General features: G+C 46.4%; 17 protein-coding genes. 7 read left to right on the top strand and 10 right to left on the bottom strand.

Translation table 11 applies throughout. From position 1 onward, the window contains the following. Positions 1 to 12 precede the first annotated feature (12 nt). Complete coding sequence (locus Q7V32_RS19535) at positions 13 to 252, bottom strand: hypothetical protein (protein WP_304898649.1); 240 nt, start codon at positions 250 to 252, stop codon at positions 13 to 15. A 108-nt stretch (positions 253 to 360) separates the two neighbouring features. On the opposite strand from Q7V32_RS19535, the gene Q7V32_RS19530 reads away from it, so the two are divergent. Beyond that, positions 361 to 594, top strand: coding sequence for a hypothetical protein (locus tag Q7V32_RS19530; protein ID WP_304898648.1), 234 nt, complete (start codon positions 361 to 363; stop codon positions 592 to 594). Between the two features lie 138 nt (positions 595 to 732). Here the strand turns inward: Q7V32_RS19530 and Q7V32_RS19525 are convergent, their stop codons facing one another. Further along, positions 733 to 2,907 carry a glutamine synthetase III gene (locus Q7V32_RS19525; RefSeq protein WP_304898647.1) on the bottom strand — a complete coding sequence of 725 codons (2,175 nt, stop codon included), beginning with the start codon at positions 2,905 to 2,907 and terminating at the stop codon, positions 733 to 735. Positions 2,908 to 3,143: 236 nt separating this feature from the next. Next, on the bottom strand, positions 3,144 to 4,193 hold the full coding sequence (locus tag Q7V32_RS19520; protein WP_304898646.1) for a DUF389 domain-containing protein: 1,050 nt from the start codon (positions 4,191 to 4,193) through the stop codon (positions 3,144 to 3,146). A 176-nt stretch (positions 4,194 to 4,369) separates the two neighbouring features. On the opposite strand from Q7V32_RS19520, the gene Q7V32_RS19515 reads away from it, so the two are divergent. The 3 genes from Q7V32_RS19515 to Q7V32_RS19505 all read left to right on the top strand — a co-directional run bounded on the left by Q7V32_RS19515 (position 4,370) and on the right by Q7V32_RS19505 (position 6,898). Continuing rightward, entirely contained in the window at positions 4,370 to 4,666 is a 297-nt protein-coding gene (locus Q7V32_RS19515; protein ID WP_304898645.1) for an antibiotic biosynthesis monooxygenase, read from the top strand. A gap of 5 nt (positions 4,667 to 4,671) precedes the next feature. Continuing rightward, complete coding sequence (locus Q7V32_RS19510; RefSeq protein WP_304898644.1) at positions 4,672 to 5,865, top strand: iron-containing alcohol dehydrogenase; 1,194 nt, start codon at positions 4,672 to 4,674, stop codon at positions 5,863 to 5,865. 148 nt (positions 5,866 to 6,013) lie between these two features. Continuing rightward, entirely contained in the window at positions 6,014 to 6,898 is an 885-nt protein-coding gene (locus tag Q7V32_RS19505; RefSeq protein WP_304898643.1) for an EAL domain-containing protein, read from the top strand. Between the two features lie 93 nt (positions 6,899 to 6,991). On the opposite strand, the gene Q7V32_RS19500 is transcribed toward Q7V32_RS19505, so the two are convergent. The 4 genes from Q7V32_RS19500 to Q7V32_RS19485 form a co-directional block, all read right to left on the bottom strand. Beyond that, entirely contained in the window at positions 6,992 to 7,549 is a 558-nt protein-coding gene (locus Q7V32_RS19500; RefSeq protein ID WP_304898642.1) for a hypothetical protein, read from the bottom strand. A 502-nt stretch (positions 7,550 to 8,051) separates the two neighbouring features. Then, positions 8,052 to 9,068, bottom strand: coding sequence for a ketol-acid reductoisomerase (gene ilvC, locus Q7V32_RS19495; protein WP_304898641.1), 1,017 nt, complete (start codon positions 9,066 to 9,068; stop codon positions 8,052 to 8,054). A 166-nt stretch (positions 9,069 to 9,234) separates the two neighbouring features. Continuing rightward, positions 9,235 to 9,726: an acetolactate synthase small subunit gene (ilvN, locus tag Q7V32_RS19490; RefSeq protein WP_304898640.1), complete on the bottom strand. Its 492-nt coding sequence runs from the start codon at positions 9,724 to 9,726 to the stop codon at positions 9,235 to 9,237. Beyond that, complete coding sequence (locus tag Q7V32_RS19485) at positions 9,727 to 11,463, bottom strand: acetolactate synthase 3 large subunit (RefSeq protein WP_304898639.1); 1,737 nt, start codon at positions 11,461 to 11,463, stop codon at positions 9,727 to 9,729. A 292-nt stretch (positions 11,464 to 11,755) separates the two neighbouring features. Between Q7V32_RS19485 and Q7V32_RS19480 the strand changes: the two genes are divergently transcribed. Further along, entirely contained in the window at positions 11,756 to 12,676 is a 921-nt protein-coding gene (locus Q7V32_RS19480) for an oxaloacetate decarboxylase (protein ID WP_304898638.1), read from the top strand. Here Q7V32_RS19480 and Q7V32_RS19475 read toward each other — a convergent pair. The 3 genes from Q7V32_RS19475 to Q7V32_RS19465 all read right to left on the bottom strand — a co-directional run bounded on the left by Q7V32_RS19475 (position 12,640) and on the right by Q7V32_RS19465 (position 14,411). After that, positions 12,640 to 13,446 carry a DUF2797 domain-containing protein gene (locus Q7V32_RS19475; RefSeq protein WP_304898637.1) on the bottom strand — a complete coding sequence of 269 codons (807 nt, stop codon included), beginning with the start codon at positions 13,444 to 13,446 and terminating at the stop codon, positions 12,640 to 12,642. The two genes, Q7V32_RS19480 and Q7V32_RS19475, sit on opposite strands and share 37 nt — an antisense overlap. 271 nt (positions 13,447 to 13,717) lie before the next feature. Further along, complete coding sequence (locus Q7V32_RS19470) at positions 13,718 to 14,173, bottom strand: molybdenum cofactor biosynthesis protein MoaE (RefSeq protein WP_304898636.1); 456 nt, start codon at positions 14,171 to 14,173, stop codon at positions 13,718 to 13,720. Positions 14,174 to 14,177: 4 nt separating this feature from the next. Next, positions 14,178 to 14,411: a MoaD/ThiS family protein gene (locus tag Q7V32_RS19465; RefSeq protein WP_304898635.1), complete on the bottom strand. Its 234-nt coding sequence runs from the start codon at positions 14,409 to 14,411 to the stop codon at positions 14,178 to 14,180. A 113-nt stretch (positions 14,412 to 14,524) separates the two neighbouring features. Here Q7V32_RS19465 and moaC point away from each other — a divergent pair, with 113 nt between their 5' ends. After that, entirely contained in the window at positions 14,525 to 15,010 is a 486-nt protein-coding gene (moaC, locus tag Q7V32_RS19460) for a cyclic pyranopterin monophosphate synthase MoaC (protein ID WP_304898634.1), read from the top strand. A gap of 6 nt (positions 15,011 to 15,016) precedes the next feature. Beyond that, the gene (locus Q7V32_RS19455) at positions 15,017 to 15,706 is read left to right on the top strand and encodes an ABC transporter permease (protein ID WP_304898633.1); all 690 of its coding nucleotides are present in this window, start codon (positions 15,017 to 15,019) and stop codon (positions 15,704 to 15,706) included. Positions 15,707 to 15,761: the final 55 nt, after the last annotated feature.

The following is a 15,761-nucleotide window of genomic DNA, read 5'->3' as shown; positions in this document are numbered from 1 at the left end:
AGGGCAACACGCTTACAAATTTTTGATGTTAGTCTGATGATTGATGTCCGACACACTTGATTCAGCTAACGCTGTGTCGAGGCTACACAAGACCAGCCCCGGTTGTGCAATCATAAAAGCGGTCAGACGGCTATCGAATCCACTCCGGACAATAAATCCGAAGTGCGGCGGTCCGTTTTTGGCCGGGTGCTGTCCGTGATCTTCTCTAAATACTGTCGGCTCGAATATCTGGTAAACGGAAAATTTCAACATTCGGCAAGGTGAAATTGAAAGGACTGGGGACGCTGCCTTTTAGGGCTATGTTCGCGTTAATAGTTGATGTCGCCCCGGCTTGGATTACCGGGGGTCTGGAAGTCATGGATGGTGTTGGATGTTCACATCCTTGTGATCTGGATTCCAGCAATCCATGCCGGAATGACGACGTTGATTAACTTTCAACATTATGCAAACAGTGCCTTTTTGAGGGCAGACAGCAGTGATGCTGCCGGCAAGCTCGCCATGGAAGGATTATGGGAAAGGCTTTTCCTAGCCCAAACAGATGCTGAAAAGTATTTGCTCATCCCCTTTCCCGTTTTATTGGGTGTAGGCGCTTGATTTCAAAGGACGCATTAATAACGTCCCTGTAGCTCTCTGCAACATCCCTGTTGCAGAAGCCTTTTCAATCAATCACCTACACCCGCTATTCCAAGCGGGCGAGTAGTTACGCTGCAAATACAAAACGGGGAATGATTGCTACTTAACAAACAGCATTTCCTGATAAGTTGGATAGGGCCATAATTCGTCGGCTATTTCCCCTTCCAGAAGGTCAGCAAATTTTCGAACGTCGTCCATTATTGGGCGGATAGTTTTAGCACAGAACTGCATGTGTTCTTCAACGCTTGCAAAGTCATGCTGTCCAATAGCCGCACTTAATTTATCCACGGCTTCCATCATTGAATTGACCAACGTTGAAATCTCTACCAATCGTTTATTACAGAGCTCTGTGCCATTGCTTTTCAAGCTGCTGATCGTCGCTGAAATATCGGACAAATACTTGAGCGCACCGGGATAAATGCCGGTTTTAGCCATGCTGACCACAAGCTTGGCTTCCACTTCAATGGCAAGAATGTACTGCTCGGCATATATTTCAAAACGGCTGGCAAGTTCAACGGGTGATAAGACGCCCAGTTTGTCAAACAAAGCCTCGATATGTGGCTCTTTTAAAACCGGCAGCGCATCGGCTGCAGTTTTAAGATTGGCCAGCCCACGTTCTTCAACTGCCATTTTGTGCCATTCAGTGGAATAGCCGTTACCACCAAAGACCACCGCACCGTGTTGATCGATGATTTCTTTAAGGGTTTTCAGGATCGCAGTATCCAGATCCGAACCGCTGGACAGCAAACCTTCCAGAGTATCCGCTACCCAGTTCAACGAGTCCGCCAAAATGGTGTTCATGGTGACTAACGGACCGGCTACAGATTGCCCGGAACCCACCGCCCGGAATTCAAAACGATTACCGGTAAAGGCAAAAGGCGAAGTGCGATTTCGATCACCTGCATCTTTATTAAACACGGGAATGGTATTTATTCCCAGATTCATAACGCCGGCGTTTAATGATCCGGTAATTTTGCCGTCCTTGATTTGCTCGAACACATTATCGAGTTGTGAACCCAGATAAACGGACATGATCGCCGGTGGGGCCTCATTCGCTCCCAATCGATGATCATTGCTGGCGGTAGCCACGGCGGCTCTCAGCAAAGGCCCGTATTTGTGTACGCCACGGATCACTGCTCCGCAAAACAACAAAAATTGAGTATTGGAGTGCGGCGTTGAACCTGGATCCAGCAAATTCCCCTGGGTTGCATTACCGACAGACCAGTTGACATGCTTACCGGAGCCGTTAATGCCCTTAAAGGGTTTTTCGTGTAAAAGACAAACCAGACCGTGGCGTTTAGCGGTGTTTTTTAAGACGGTCATCAATAATTGCTGATGATCAGTCGCAACGTTGGCGGATTCAAAAAAGGGTGCAATTTCAAATTGTCCGGGCGCCACTTCGTTATGCCGGGTTTTGGCAGGAATACCCAATCGATATAACTGCTCTTCAACATCCTGCATATAAACCTGGATGCGTTCAGGTATCGCACCAAAATAATGATCATCAAATTGCTGGCCTTTAGCGGCGGGCGCCCCAAACAGGGTTCTGCCGGCCAAAAGCAAGTCCGGACGGCTATTGACGAAATGGGTATCGACCAGAAAATATTCCTGTTCGGCGCCGCAACTGGAATTTACCGGGGCAATATCCGTGTTTCCCATCAGCGATAAAACCCGTTGCGCCGCTTTGTTCATGGCGGCATTGGCCCGTAATAACGGAGTTTTTTTATCTAAGGCCTCACCAGTCCAGGATATAAAAACGGTAGGAATGCAGAGCGTTGCCCCATTATCGGTCGCCATGATGTAAGCCGGGCTGCTGACATCCCAGGCAGTATAACCCCGCGCTTCAAAGGTAGAACGGATGCCTCCATTGGGAAACGACGAGCCATCCGGCTCACCTTGCACCAACACTTTACCGCTGAATTCAGAAATAACAGAACCATCGCTCTGAACAGAAATAAAGCCATCGTGCTTCTCCGCTGTCGCGTTCGTTAACGGATAAAATACATGGGCATAATACAGAGCGCCTTTGGACAAGGCCCAGTCCTTCATCGCCAATGCCACTACATCGGCAATCGAAACATCCAGTTCAGCACTGGTTTCAATGGTTTTCTTTACCGATTTAAATACTTCTTTAGGAAGGCTTTCCTTCATTTTACTGAGCGTAAACACATCACTTGCCCATAAACTACATAGTGGTTCAGGAGCTTTAGGAGGGGAAGGCTGGCGGTTGGTGATATTTTGAACGGCGTGAAGACGTGCGGCATTTCCAGTCATACTTAGTTACCTTTAGAGACATTATTGGTTCATTCCATCAGAAATCAGCAATAATTGAACCAACATCAAAGCAAGGCTATAAATAAGGATGAGAGTAGGCGTCGCCAAACCTGAAGCGCGTCATGAGACGACAGGCATGCATCGTATAGACTGTAATGAAGTCCCCTTTTAGTGCACGTTTATGAAATTGCCCCAAAATGAAGTTCGGCGCGCCGACTGCTTTTGCAGTTTAAGACTCAGGGTGAGTTATCTGTAGCTCCATCTTTTTGACTCAGTTGTATATCGTACCTATCTCCGCTTCTGGTCATCACCTTTACTTTTACATGGCGTAACCGTAACTCACTGGGCAAATTGTTTGGAGCAACAGGAAACTTGGATTCAAACTTGGCAACATCCTGGGCAGTAAAATCCAGTGGGCTATTGACTTGAGCTCGAATAATATTTTTGCCGTCATCATTGTCTATCCGTAAGGAAAGCAATTGTGCACCACGGTAAGCTTTTAATTCGTCCAGCAAAATTTTACGGGCATTGGTTTCAAAGAGCATTTTGCCTATTACCTCTTTGGTGTTTGCACCAAGCACGACAAACAACAGAGTAATCAACACGAGGGAAACACCGTTTAACCAGACCACTTTTTTACTTCTGAAAAACTGATCCGTGGCTTTACGAAACCCGCTCAGCCAGAGCACGATCGAGAAAGAAAACTGAATGGCAACAATATTGGCAAAAGCCAAAAGATAGGCCCCGAAAGCATTATCCAGCTCACCTCTTGCAAGAAAAATGGTGCCCGAACATAAAGGCGGAACCAGCGCAGTGGCAATGGCGACGCCTACAACGGCATTGACTATGCGGGGCGTGATGACCGCATAAGCACCCACCGCACCACCCGCTAAAGCGATCATCAAGTCGAGATAATTGGGATGCGTTCTGCCTAGCAATTCATTACCGGCGGGAATATCGGTATGCAAAAAACCGATGATGAAGGCACACAACACAACAATTCCCGTACCTCCCAGTAATGACAGCAAAGACTGGCGTAATAGCGGATGATTGCCATCGACTAAGGACAAAGACAAGCCCGCAATAGGGCCTAACAGCATGGCGACCAGCATGGCGCCAATGACTCCTGATGAACTATCGGCCAACAAGCCATATGAAGCAATGATCGCGGATAGCGCGTTCATAATAATAAAGGCCTTATCAAACTGGGCATTCAGGGTAATGTCTGCCCTTGCGGCCTGAATACGAAGTAACTCAGAGTCTTTATCGCTGCCGGATGTAATCATAAGAAAGATATGCCACGGTATTTGAGTTAAGCGGAAAAAAACAGCTTTATAGCATATACAAATTCACGACGTAATGATTTTGAATTTATCGATAATCCAACCGCTTTCCAATCAAGCTGAAATTATGCCGCATACAGTATAATGCCGCTAATATCACTCGCTTATAAGGAGTCTCTATGCACGTTACTTTGGTTCATGTACAGGTAAAACCCGATCATATTGATGAATTTATCGCCGCTACGCGCCTCAATCATGAAGCATCCATCGTCGAACCCGGTAACCTGCGCTTTGATGTGCTGCAATCGCCCGAAAATCCGGGGCAGTTTATTCTTTATGAAGCCTATGTTTCTGCTGAAGATGCAGCGTCCCACAAACAAACCGCTCACTATTTAATCTGGCGCGATCAGGTTGCTGACTGGATGGCTGAACCGCGTCAAGGCATCCGTTACAATGGCCTTTTTCCTCAAGAGTAACTTCTATGCAATTCTCTTCCTTTTCAATTTCCCGGCTGCCGCGCATTATCTTCGGGAGCGGACGTATCAAAGAAGTGCCAGCATTGGCGGCAGAGTATGGTCAAACGGCCTTGCTGATAACCGGTAAACATTCATTTTGCAGCACTCCCCGCTGGCCCTCTTTCACTGCATCTCTGGAAGCAAAGGGCATGAGTTGGCTGCATGTGACCGTTTCTGGCGAACCTTCACCGGAACTGGTCGACCAAACGGTCAGCCAATTTCGCAGCGAAGCGATAGATGTTGTCATAGCAATTGGGGGCGGCAGCGTGCTCGATGCCGCCAAAGCGATAGCAGGACTTTTGCCCCACGGCAATTCGGTGATGGATCATCTGGAAGGCGTCGGCAAAAACATCACCTACCGCGGGCCCAGCAAACCGTTTATTGCCGTTCCGACAACTGCTGGCACCGGCAGTGAGGCGACCAAAAACGCCGTATTGAGCGTACAAGGTCCCGAAGGCTTCAAAAAATCTTTTCGCGATGAGTGCTTGATACCCGAATACGCGGTAATCGACCCCGATTTACTGGTGAGTTGTCCTCGCGAACTGGTTGCCGCTGATGGCATGGATGCGTTTACGCAGCTCTTGGAATCCTACGTCTCGCTCAAAGCCAATCCTTTTATCGATGCCCTGGCCTGGAGCGGCATGAGCGCATTCAAAGACGGTTTTTTTGCCGCATGGGAAGGTACGGAACCGACTGCCAGTTATGGCCGCGCAGCAATGGCCTACGCGGCATTGCTTTCCGGCATCACTTTGGCACAAGTGGGTTTGGGATCAGTACATGGCTTGGCTTCGCCCCTGGGTGCGTATTTCCCGATTCCCCATGGTGTTGTTTGCGGCACCTTGGTGGCAGCTGCAACCGATGTCAATATCAAGGCCATGCTAACGCGCGAGCCCGGTAATCCGGCCCTCGCCAAATATGCCCAGGTAGGACGTTTATTGACAGGGCATGCAGAAATGGATGATACCGAGGCGCGCACTTCATTAACCTCGCTATTGACCGATTGGAGCGAAAAACTGCAATTACCTCGCCTCAGCAGCTACGGTATTACCGAAACGGATTTCCCGCTCATTGTTGCCAACAGCCGCGGCAGCAGTATGCAGACCAACCCGATAGCACTGACTGATGACGAAATTAATACCTTATTGGTGCGGCGCCTTTGATTTATGACTAGGCCTTCTTTTATCAGGAAGCTTGGTGCACTAAAAAAAGTTATCACAGCAAAGCTTGAAATTATTTTTCAACAGCCTTACTGAATTATACTTTTGCTAATGTTCAAATTAAGATTAATCTATCAAGACTGGTGATACGATGAATGTACAGGACGATGTGCCGAACAATGTCGTATCGAGTGATTTTTTCGAAACTACCATAGAGAATGAAAGCATGGACGCACCTATCAATTTCTCATGCATTGAAAATGCGATCGACCTTGACAGCTTGCATGAAGGCTTGATTAATGAGGAATTTTTCCTTGAATATCTGCCTATTATTTCCCTAACTGATGGCCGATGTACCGGCGCAGAAGCCTTGATTCGCTGGCGGCGGCCATCTGGTATTGTTCAGCCGGATAATTTTATTCCGATTGCAGAGAACACACCGATTTCAGGCCTTATGACCTATTGGTTGATCGAAACGCTGGCCATCGAAATGCGGGATTGGTTATTGGCCAACCCGGATGCAGACATCAGCATAAATATTCCCCCGGAAATTTTAGGTCGCGGTGGTTTGGAGTATGCAGCCAGGAAGGCCGGCATTTTTGATCTAGTCTCTCAAATTACTTTAGAAATCACCGAACGGGGAGTGCCCGATTTGATGGGCGTCAATTCAATCAACAATATGGCCAGCCTAGGCGTCCGTTTGGCCTTGGATGACGTTACGCTGACCAGCGGTGCAAATATGGCAGTGCTAGCTAGATGTCATTTCGACGTCATCAAATTGGATAAGTCTCTGGTTGCCCAGATCAGCTCTGAATGCCCTTCGCCGGAATGGCTTGAAGGCATTACCGCTTTACTGCAGTCATCCCGGCTTGTGGTAGTCGCTGAGGGTATAGAAACAGAACAACAATTCATGACAATACGCACGGCAAACATTCAGCTGGCACAGGGCTTTTATTTCTCCAAGCCTATTACGGCTGTCGAGTTCATCGATTATCACCGTGAAAACAATGCCAAAATTAAACCGGCAGCACAATAGCATTAGATTACTTCAGTAACCTGTACTCACAAACCGAATTCCTTTTAATGTCATGCGCATGTGGCACCGCACCATAGAAATATGCCAATATCCTCAGTTAGGAATATCCGTTTGCTCTTCCTGCAATTCCAAATAAGGGGCAATTTGCTGCTCAATACCGATAATGGCTCTGTTTAATTCAATAAGATTCTTTTCTTCAGTCATCTGAATTCCCATCGTATAGAAAATGGGCATCCAGAGAGGATTAATCAATATTCCCCCCAAAATACTCTTATAGGTTCGTTGTAGATTTTTTAAGGGATTAAAAGAATCGGTTAAAGGCTCCATTGGGGTTTTTATAAAAATATCGGCCAGCGGCTGCAATAAAGCGCGTTCCCTGGGCTTGAGCTCTTGCATGGCTCTCACCAGTTTTTGCGCCATTTTATGATAATTGAATCGTGCCCATGAGGCGGAGCAGGCGAATACAATGGCTACGATGGGTAAAAGCACGATAGGCGGTGCAATTGGCGCTGCAGTGGACGATAACAAAACGGCGCAAAAGCCGAACATCAATACATCTTCTCCGCGCTCGACATCTCGATCGATAGACTTAAGTATCACAGAAACAACTTCATGATTAGCATGGTTCGGATAGCCATTTTCTAGTTGCATGTTTACCTCTACAGTTTAATTTCCGTTATCCAACTCCCCTGCTTCGCTTTATGTTTTTAGAAAATTCGATGCGGGGCACAAACAAAACGATTGTTTTTTCAGCTTTACCATGCGCATCCGGTTTGTCAAATCAAGCCGCTTTGTTGCCCAGTTGAAAGTTTCGAGATTCCCAGGTCTCTTTCCGACATCAGAATAGACTTGTTCGAAAACAGCAATTCTCAATTTGAAGAGAAAAAAGGGCTGGGGGAAGCGTTTTGAGGATGTCGGCAGCAGGGATGCTGCCGTCAAGCCCCCATGGAAGGGTTTAAGGCGTTCCTCAAAAGGCTTTTCCCTGCCCAAAATGACGCCGAAAAGATCAAACTGAAAATTGCTGGTTCGAAAAAGACCGCCGTCATAAGTGTTTTTGAATCGTGACCGTTAAAAAAAACGGTTTAGGCCAACTCAGAAACAACTAAGGCCCAATTAAGGGCCTTAGTTTTAAAGTGCTGCTGTTAGCGCCGCTTTAGTTTTTGGATTTATCGACGATTTGGTTCGCTTTAATCCATGGCATCATGCTGCGCAGTTTTTCGCCTACCACTTCTATCGGATGTTCAGCATTGAGGCGGCGTCTTGCGGTCATTTCCGGATAACCGGTCAAACCTTCGAGAATAAACTTTTTCGCATACTCGCCTTTTTGGATGTTTTCCAATGCTTCACGCATCGCGTAACGGCTTTCTTCGTTGATGATTTTAGGGCCCGTTACATATTCACCGTACTCGGCATTATTCGAGATTGAATAGTTCATGTTGGCTATGCCACCCTCGTACATCAGGTCGACAATCAATTTCAGCTCGTGCAAGCATTCGAAATAAGCCATTTCAGGCTCATAACCGGCTTCAACCAGTGTTTCGAAACCGGCTTTGATCAGTTCTACCGCACCACCGCATAATACCGCCTGCTCGCCGAACAAGTCGGTTTCTGTTTCATCACGGAAAGTCGTTTCAATAATACCTGAACGACCGCCGCCAATTGCGGAGGCGTAAGATAAACAAATACTTTTCGCCATACCGGAGGAATCCTGATGGATAGCGATCAGGTCAGGAACACCGCCGCCACGAACGAATTCCGAACGAACCGTATGACCCGGTGCTTTAGGAGCAATCATAATGACATCCAAATCAGCGCGCGGTACAACTTGATTAAACAAAATTGAAAAGCCGTGAGCAAAAGCCAGTGCTGCACCTTTTTTAAGGTTAGGTTCGATTTCGGCTTTATAAAGTTGTGACTGAAACTCGTCAGGCGTCAGAATCATGATCACATCGGCACTGGCAACAGCTTCAGGAACAGACTTTACGGTTAATCCTGCTCCTTCAGCTTTGGCAACTGAAGGTGAACCCGCTCGTAACCCGACAACAACATCTACACCTGACTCTTTCAGGTTATTCGCGTGAGCATGGCCTTGTGAACCGTAGCCGATAATGGCTACTTTTTTAGCTCTGATGATTGAAAGGTCGGCGTCTTTATCGTAATAAACTTGCATGTTTTCTCTCGTTTTTTTGTTATTTATAAATGTAAGACAGCCGGTAAAGGCCGCCTGGTAATTCTTAAGTGAGCTGCCCAGTCGTTCAATACGCTATCATGGACAGGGTTACATTTTTCAGCCTACCTGACTCTTATTGGTGTCCCTTTTTGAGGGGACTGCTCCCTTAAAGGTGCAGACCTTTCTCGCCTCTGGAAATGCCGGTTGGACCAGAACGCACCACTTCAATAATTTTATCCTTGTCCAGCGCATCAATGAAGGCATCCAGTTTATCGGATGGGCCTGTCATTTCAATAACATAGGTCGTAGACGTCACATCAATGATACGGCCTCTGAAAATATCGGCAATCCGTTTTATTTCGCCGCGGTCCTGATCGGTCGTTCTAACTTTCAGCAGCATCAATTCCCTCTCGACATGGGGAGCCCCGGCCAAGTCGATCAGCTTGACAACATCAATCAGTTTATTGAGTTGCTTGGTAATCTGCTCAATGATTTCTTCGCTGCCGCAGGTGACAATTGTCATGCGGGAAAGACTTTCGTCTTCAGTTGGCGCAACGGTTAGCGATTCAATATTATAACCACGTGCAGAAAAGAGACCGGCGACACGTGATAATGCTCCGGATTCATTTTCGATCAATATGGAAATGATATGTCTCATTTATGCCAACTCCCTGTCTGTTGGTGTGCCTAACGCAACTCTTAATTTCATGTCATGATGGCCTTTTCCGGATTCAATCATGGGATAAACATTTTCTGTACGATCAGTAATGATATCCATAAATACGGTACGATCTTTCATTGCAAAAGCCTCTTCAAGCGCTGGCCTGACGTCTTCCGGTTTATCAATATACATACCGACATGTCCATAGGCTTCCGCCAGTTTGACAAAGTCAGGAATGGTATCCATGTAGGAATGTGAATAGCGGCTTTCATAAGAAAATTCCTGCCACTGCCTGACCATCCCCATATAACGGTTATTCAAGTTGACAATTTTAACCGGCGTTTTGTATTGCAGCGCCGTCGACAATTCCTGAATACACATCTGGATGCTGGCTTCACCGGTTACGCACGCGACATCAGCATCGGGAAAAGCCAGTTTTACACCAATAGCCGCCGGCAGACCAAAGCCCATCGTGCCGAGACCACCGGAGTTAATCCATCGGCGAGGCTTATCAAAATGATAATATTGAGCTGCATACATTTGATGCTGCCCGACATCGGAAGTGACATACGCATTTCCCTTGGTCACTTCATACAATTGCTCGATGACATATTGCGGCTTGATCAACGGACTGTTTCTATCATATTCCAGGCATTTTACTGAACGCCATTTGTCAATTTGCTCCCACCAGGCTTCCAGCGCTTTTTTAGACGGCTTGGTTTTACTGTCTTTGATCAATTCGATCATTTGCTCAAGAACCGGCTTGACCTGACCCACAATAGGAATGTCGACTCTAACGGTTTTTGAAATGGAGGCAGGATCAACATCAATATGAATGATGCGCGCATGCGGACAAAATTCGGCCAGTTTTCCGGTTACACGGTCATCGAAGCGCGCACCTACCGCCAAAATCACATCACTCTCATGCATCCCCATATTGGCTTCATAAGTTCCATGCATCCCCAACATGCCGACAAATTGCGGATCAGTCGCAGGAAACGCACCTAATCCCATCAAGGTATTGGTAATCGGATACCCTAATAAGCGGGTCATTTCAGTCAGTTCATCACTGGCTTCACCCAGTATGACGCCCCCCCCGGAATAAATCATCGGTCGTTGGGCTGACAGCAATAATTCGACCGCTTTTTTGATCTGCCCCTTATGCCCCATAACGGCAGGATTATAAGAACGCATCGTCACTTTACGAGGGTATTTGTAAGGGACTTTTATACGCGGGTCGGTAATATCCTTCGGCACATCGATAACAACAGGACCCGGGCGGCCAGTCATCGCAACATGAAACGCTTTTTTCATCGTTTCGGCAATTTTGGTCACGTCTTTGACCAGAAAGTTATGCTTCACACAGGGCCGGCTAATGCCGATCATATCGACTTCCTGGAACGCATCGCTGCCAATCACTGGTGACGGCACTTGACCGGAAATCACCACCATTGGTATGGAGTCCATATACGCTGTTGCAATGCCTGTTATCGCATTGGTCGCACCCGGTCCGGAGGTTACCAGAACAACGCCTGGTTTTCCGGTTGCGCGTGCGTATGCATCTGCCGCATGGGTTGCGCCTTGCTCATGCCGGACCAGAATATGTTTCAGTTCTTGCTGCTGAAAAATGGCATCATAAAGATGCAGCACGGCTCCACCCGGATAACCGAAAATATATTCCACGCCTTCATCGATCAGGCTCTGAACTACAATTTGTGCGCCGTTTAGCTCCACACTTTTACCCTCAAATTAACTGACTGAAGCAATTCGTTATTAGACTGTTTTAAGCCTTGGCGAATTCATGACTAAATTACTAGGTTTTTTTTCAAAAAGGTTAGATAACCTAATGGTTTTGCCTGATTTCGTCAAGCTTAATAAGGCCTTTTTGAATTGATGTTCTTGAATATTCTGGATAATAGACTTATCTTTGCAAAGTTTGCGATGTTGAACCCAACATAGCAAGTCATTTCGCCTGAGTTTTGCTTATCCTGTACTTTTATTGATTACACAATTTTATCCGTCAATCATGAATACTTACACACTTTCGCCCGCCGCCAAACTTCGCCAAATCCTTGATCGTCCAGGCATTTTAGTGATGCCAGGCTGTCATGACGCACTATCAGCCAGATTATGCGAAATGGCGGGCTTTGAAACCGCCTTCATGAGCGGTTTTGCTGTCTCCGCCAGTCGGTTGGGCCTGCCGGACACCGGGTTGATTTCTTATGCCGAAATGCTGAATCAAGGGCAAAATATCTGTAATTCAGTTTCGATTCCAATTTGGGGTGACGGCGATACCGGCTTTGGAAATGCCGCCAACATTAAACGAACCGTCAAAGGCTACGCGCAAGCCGGGTTTGCGTGCATCATGCTGGAGGATCAAGTCGCCCCTAAACGTTGTGGTCATACCCAGGGCAAATCGGTTGTCGACAGAAACGAAGCAGTCATGCGCATACAGGCTGCGGTTGACGCCCGCAATGAAGGCACTGATATCCTGATCATGGCAAGAACCGATGCCAGAGCCACGCACGGCATTGATGAGGCCATAGCGCGCGCACGGATTTTTGACGAAATCGGCGCCGACATAAATTTCCTGGAAGCGCCGGAAAGTGCTGCCGAAATGGAACGCTATTGCCGCGAGGTCCCCGGCTATAAGGTGGCTAATTTGATCGAGCACGGTAAAACGCCCTTATTGCCTCATGATCAATTAGAGGTAATGGGCTATAAAATTGCAGTTTATCCATTAACCTTACTGAACGCCGCCATTGTTTCAATGCAAGCTTCGTTAAAAGCCCTTAAATCAGGCACGACAGCCCCGCCTATTCTCAATTTTTCTGAACTGACCCGCATTGTCGGATTTGATGATTATTATCAAGCTACCGAACGTTACCGGCTTGATAGCGTTTCAGATATTCAGCCCCCCGAATCCGGCACAAATTCGCATTCGTAACCGGTATATTTTCGAATATTGATTACGCCGGTATCCAAGAGCAGGTACTGCCCTTTAATACCTTGCAGCACACCACTTACATTTGGATTTTTATCCAAATTAAACGAGGTCACCTTAGCCGGATAGCGAATAACAGGATAATGTATCTTGATAGCCTGCTGATCGGGCAAATACTCGATTGCCTGATCGCCAAACCGGCGGGTGATTTCAGTAAACACTTCCTGGCATTGCTCAATGAGCTCATCGCGTTTGGCGATCAGATCAATCGGCTCATTTTCGTTTTTTAACATTTTCTGCCAACTGGTTTTGTCGCTAACTAATTTTGCCAGTGCTATCTCGGCCACACCCGATATATGCCGTGACTTCACTTTCAGAATCGGCAGCGCCTGAACGGCTCCCTGATCAATCCAGCGAGTCGGAATTTGTGTTTGCCGGGTAATGCCTACTTTTATTCCGGATGAGTTGGCCAAATAGACATAATGTGTCTGATAGCAAAACTCCTCGCCCCATGCCGGCTCCCTGCAAGTCCCTTTTTCGTAGTGACAGGTTTCAGGCTTCATGATGCACATATCGCATTGTGCCAATGAAATGAAACAAGGATAGCAATAGCCTTGGCTAAAACTTTTTTTGGTCGCACGCCCGCAATGAATGCACACTATTTTGCCTGCGAAACGCAAGCTGACCTGTTTATCTAAACTATCATTGAGATTGAGCAACTGATCGCCCAAACACAACTGATAATTAACCGGCTCAGCCAGCTCTGTTTTCATTTTTTTTAGAATGCCCAACATTGATTTTGCCGTTTTAAATTGGAAGCCTTGGATGCGATAAATGCACTTGGCCAATGATTAACCACTTATTGCCCGTCTTGTTTACCCAAACTCGGCATGAAGGAGACGAGTTACTGTAATTACTCACCCTCTTTGAATTGAGGGCGTAGGTGCTTGATTTAAAAAAACACATGAAACGTCCCTGTTGCAGAGGTTTTTTCAGTGAACCAAGCGACACCCAATAAAATTAGAGGGAGTGAGCCCATACGATTTACTTCGGTATTTGTAAATACCCATCGGTATTTTTTTCGACCCATCTGGCCTTACCGTCCGCCAATAGCTCTTTTTTCCAGAATGGCGCCTTCGACTTTAATGACTCCATGATAAAGCGGTTGGCATCATAGGCATCACCACGATGCGCAGCCCAAGTAACCAGTAAGACAATGGTTTCCGAAGGAGTAATTTCACCGGTCCTGTGAATCAGCAATACATCCGAAATTGCCCATTGCTGTTTTGCTGCATCGATGATGTTGGCCAGTTGCTTTTCCGTCATACCCGAATAGTGCTCTAACTGCATACTCCTGACACTGTTGCCATCATTAAAATCGCGCATCGTCCCGACAAAAACACAGGTAGCCCCGGCCTGGCACAGTCTCTTTTTATTTTCTGTTTGATAATTGACCAGCTCGATCCAGGGGTCAAAGCTATGCTCGCGAATTTGAATCATCGGTTCACCCACCCGTTACCGGTGGAAAGAAAGCCAATTCATCGCCATCATTCAACTTATAATCAGGCTCAACATAGTCAAAATTAACTGATGACAGCGTATTAACCGGCATAGGTTTTTGACCATTAACTTGCATCCAGGCCTCCTTTACCGAGATGCTGACTGTAAAGTTGATTTCATCTTCTGAGCGACCCACCCATTGTTTTAAACTGCCAAAATATTTGACCTTAATCGACATAGCTATTCACGCGATACAAAAGATTACATAATGAGCCACTATAACCGAATCTTTATTGTTTTTGAACGAAACTTGCCCAATGTAGCCGGGCATTACGACTCCGGAATCTAACCATGTCAGAACTCACACATTTTAATCAGTCAGGCGAAGCGCATATGGTGGATGTCAGCCATAAAGACATTACCCATAGAACCGCCGTCGTTGAGGGATTTATAGAAATGAGCCCCGGCACTCTGTCTTTAATACTTGAAGGCAATCACAAGAAAGGCGACGTGCTCGGCATTGCCAGAATTGCAGGCATTATGGCCAGCAAAAAAACCGCTGATCTGATTCCTCTATGCCATCCTTTGCCTATCAGCCATGTTGAAATCATTTTTGAACCTGATCAGCAGAACCATTGCATCCGATGCCAAACAGTGGTTAAGACAACCGGTCAAACAGGCGTTGAAATCGAGGCACTCAATGCGACTCAAATTGCCTTATTAACCGTATATGACATGTGTAAAGCCGTTGACAGAGGCATGTGTATTCAAGGCGTTAGGTTACTTGAAAAAATGGGGGGGCAATCCGGCCACTGGCTACGGTTTCAAAATAAGTGACTGTTTATGAGTTTCTTTACTGAATCTTTAATTGAAGCGTTTAAGCTGATCATTCACTTTGACCCATCAATTTATCAAATCGTCTGGACCTCATTAAAAATCTCGCTTATTGCAACGGCTACGGCCGGCATCATTGCAATTTTGTCGGGTATTTATATCGGCATCAGCGAATTCTGGTTTAAACGGACTCTCCAGCATATCCTGAATACACTCATGGCAATGCCGACTGTTATGATTGGTCTCGTTCTTTACGGCTTGTTGAGCCGAAAAGGCCCGCTGGGAGAACTGGGGCTACTTTATACACAACCCGCCGTTATTATTGGCGAAGCATGCTTAATATTTCCTATCATCATGAACTTGACAATAGGAGCCGTTCATTCAAGTGACAAGCGATTGAAAATGACCTTGCAATTTATGGGAGCCAGCAAATATCAGCAATTAGCGCCACTAATTAGCGAACTCAGGGAAACATTGGTTGCGGCACTGATTTACGGATTCGGCCGGGCTATTGGTGAGGTTGGCGCCGCGATGATGCTGGGAGGTAACATTCAAGGTGTAACAAGAACAATGACAACAGCTATCGCCCTGGAAACAAGCAGAGGAGAGTTTGAGCTTGCCTTGGCGCTGGGTATTTTTTTATTATCGATTGCATTTTTAGTCAACTTCTTTTTGCAACTTTTAACAGAAAAGAACTGATTTCGGATTTTTAACCATGCAGTTTTTTGAAAATAAAAAAACCCGGATTCTGATA

Origin of the sequence: Methylicorpusculum sp. (genome assembly GCF_030651835.1) — a bacterium.
In the GTDB taxonomy this organism is placed as follows: Bacteria; Pseudomonadota; Gammaproteobacteria; order Methylococcales; family Methylomonadaceae; genus Methylicorpusculum.
This window is presented reverse-complemented; position numbering and strand designations above follow the sequence as displayed.

Bases quoted from the DNA above. Each gene is read 5' to 3' on its own strand.
- Q7V32_RS19535 (WP_304898649.1), bottom strand. From the start codon at position 252: ATGTTGAAATTTTCCGTTTACCAGATATTCGAGCCGACAGTATTTAGA.
- Q7V32_RS19530 (WP_304898648.1), top strand. From the start codon at position 361: ATGGTGTTGGATGTTCACATCCTTGTGATCTGGATTCCAGCAATCCAT.
- Q7V32_RS19525 (WP_304898647.1), bottom strand. From the start codon at position 2,907: ATGACTGGAAATGCCGCACGTCTTCACGCCGTTCAAAATATCACCAAC.
- Q7V32_RS19520 (WP_304898646.1), bottom strand. From the start codon at position 4,193: ATGATTACATCCGGCAGCGATAAAGACTCTGAGTTACTTCGTATTCAG.
- Q7V32_RS19515 (WP_304898645.1), top strand. From the start codon at position 4,370: ATGCACGTTACTTTGGTTCATGTACAGGTAAAACCCGATCATATTGAT.
- Q7V32_RS19510 (WP_304898644.1), top strand. From the start codon at position 4,672: ATGCAATTCTCTTCCTTTTCAATTTCCCGGCTGCCGCGCATTATCTTC.
- Q7V32_RS19505 (WP_304898643.1), top strand. From the start codon at position 6,014: ATGAATGTACAGGACGATGTGCCGAACAATGTCGTATCGAGTGATTTT.
- Q7V32_RS19500 (WP_304898642.1), bottom strand. From the start codon at position 7,549: ATGCAACTAGAAAATGGCTATCCGAACCATGCTAATCATGAAGTTGTT.
- ilvC (WP_304898641.1), bottom strand. From the start codon at position 9,068: ATGCAAGTTTATTACGATAAAGACGCCGACCTTTCAATCATCAGAGCT.
- ilvN (WP_304898640.1), bottom strand. From the start codon at position 9,726: ATGAGACATATCATTTCCATATTGATCGAAAATGAATCCGGAGCATTA.
- Q7V32_RS19480 (WP_304898638.1), top strand. From the start codon at position 11,756: ATGAATACTTACACACTTTCGCCCGCCGCCAAACTTCGCCAAATCCTT.
- Q7V32_RS19475 (WP_304898637.1), bottom strand. From the start codon at position 13,446: ATGAAAACAGAGCTGGCTGAGCCGGTTAATTATCAGTTGTGTTTGGGC.
- Q7V32_RS19470 (WP_304898636.1), bottom strand. From the start codon at position 14,173: ATGATTCAAATTCGCGAGCATAGCTTTGACCCCTGGATCGAGCTGGTC.
- Q7V32_RS19465 (WP_304898635.1), bottom strand. From the start codon at position 14,411: ATGTCGATTAAGGTCAAATATTTTGGCAGTTTAAAACAATGGGTGGGT.
- moaC (WP_304898634.1), top strand. From the start codon at position 14,525: ATGTCAGAACTCACACATTTTAATCAGTCAGGCGAAGCGCATATGGTG.
- Q7V32_RS19455 (WP_304898633.1), top strand. From the start codon at position 15,017: ATGAGTTTCTTTACTGAATCTTTAATTGAAGCGTTTAAGCTGATCATT.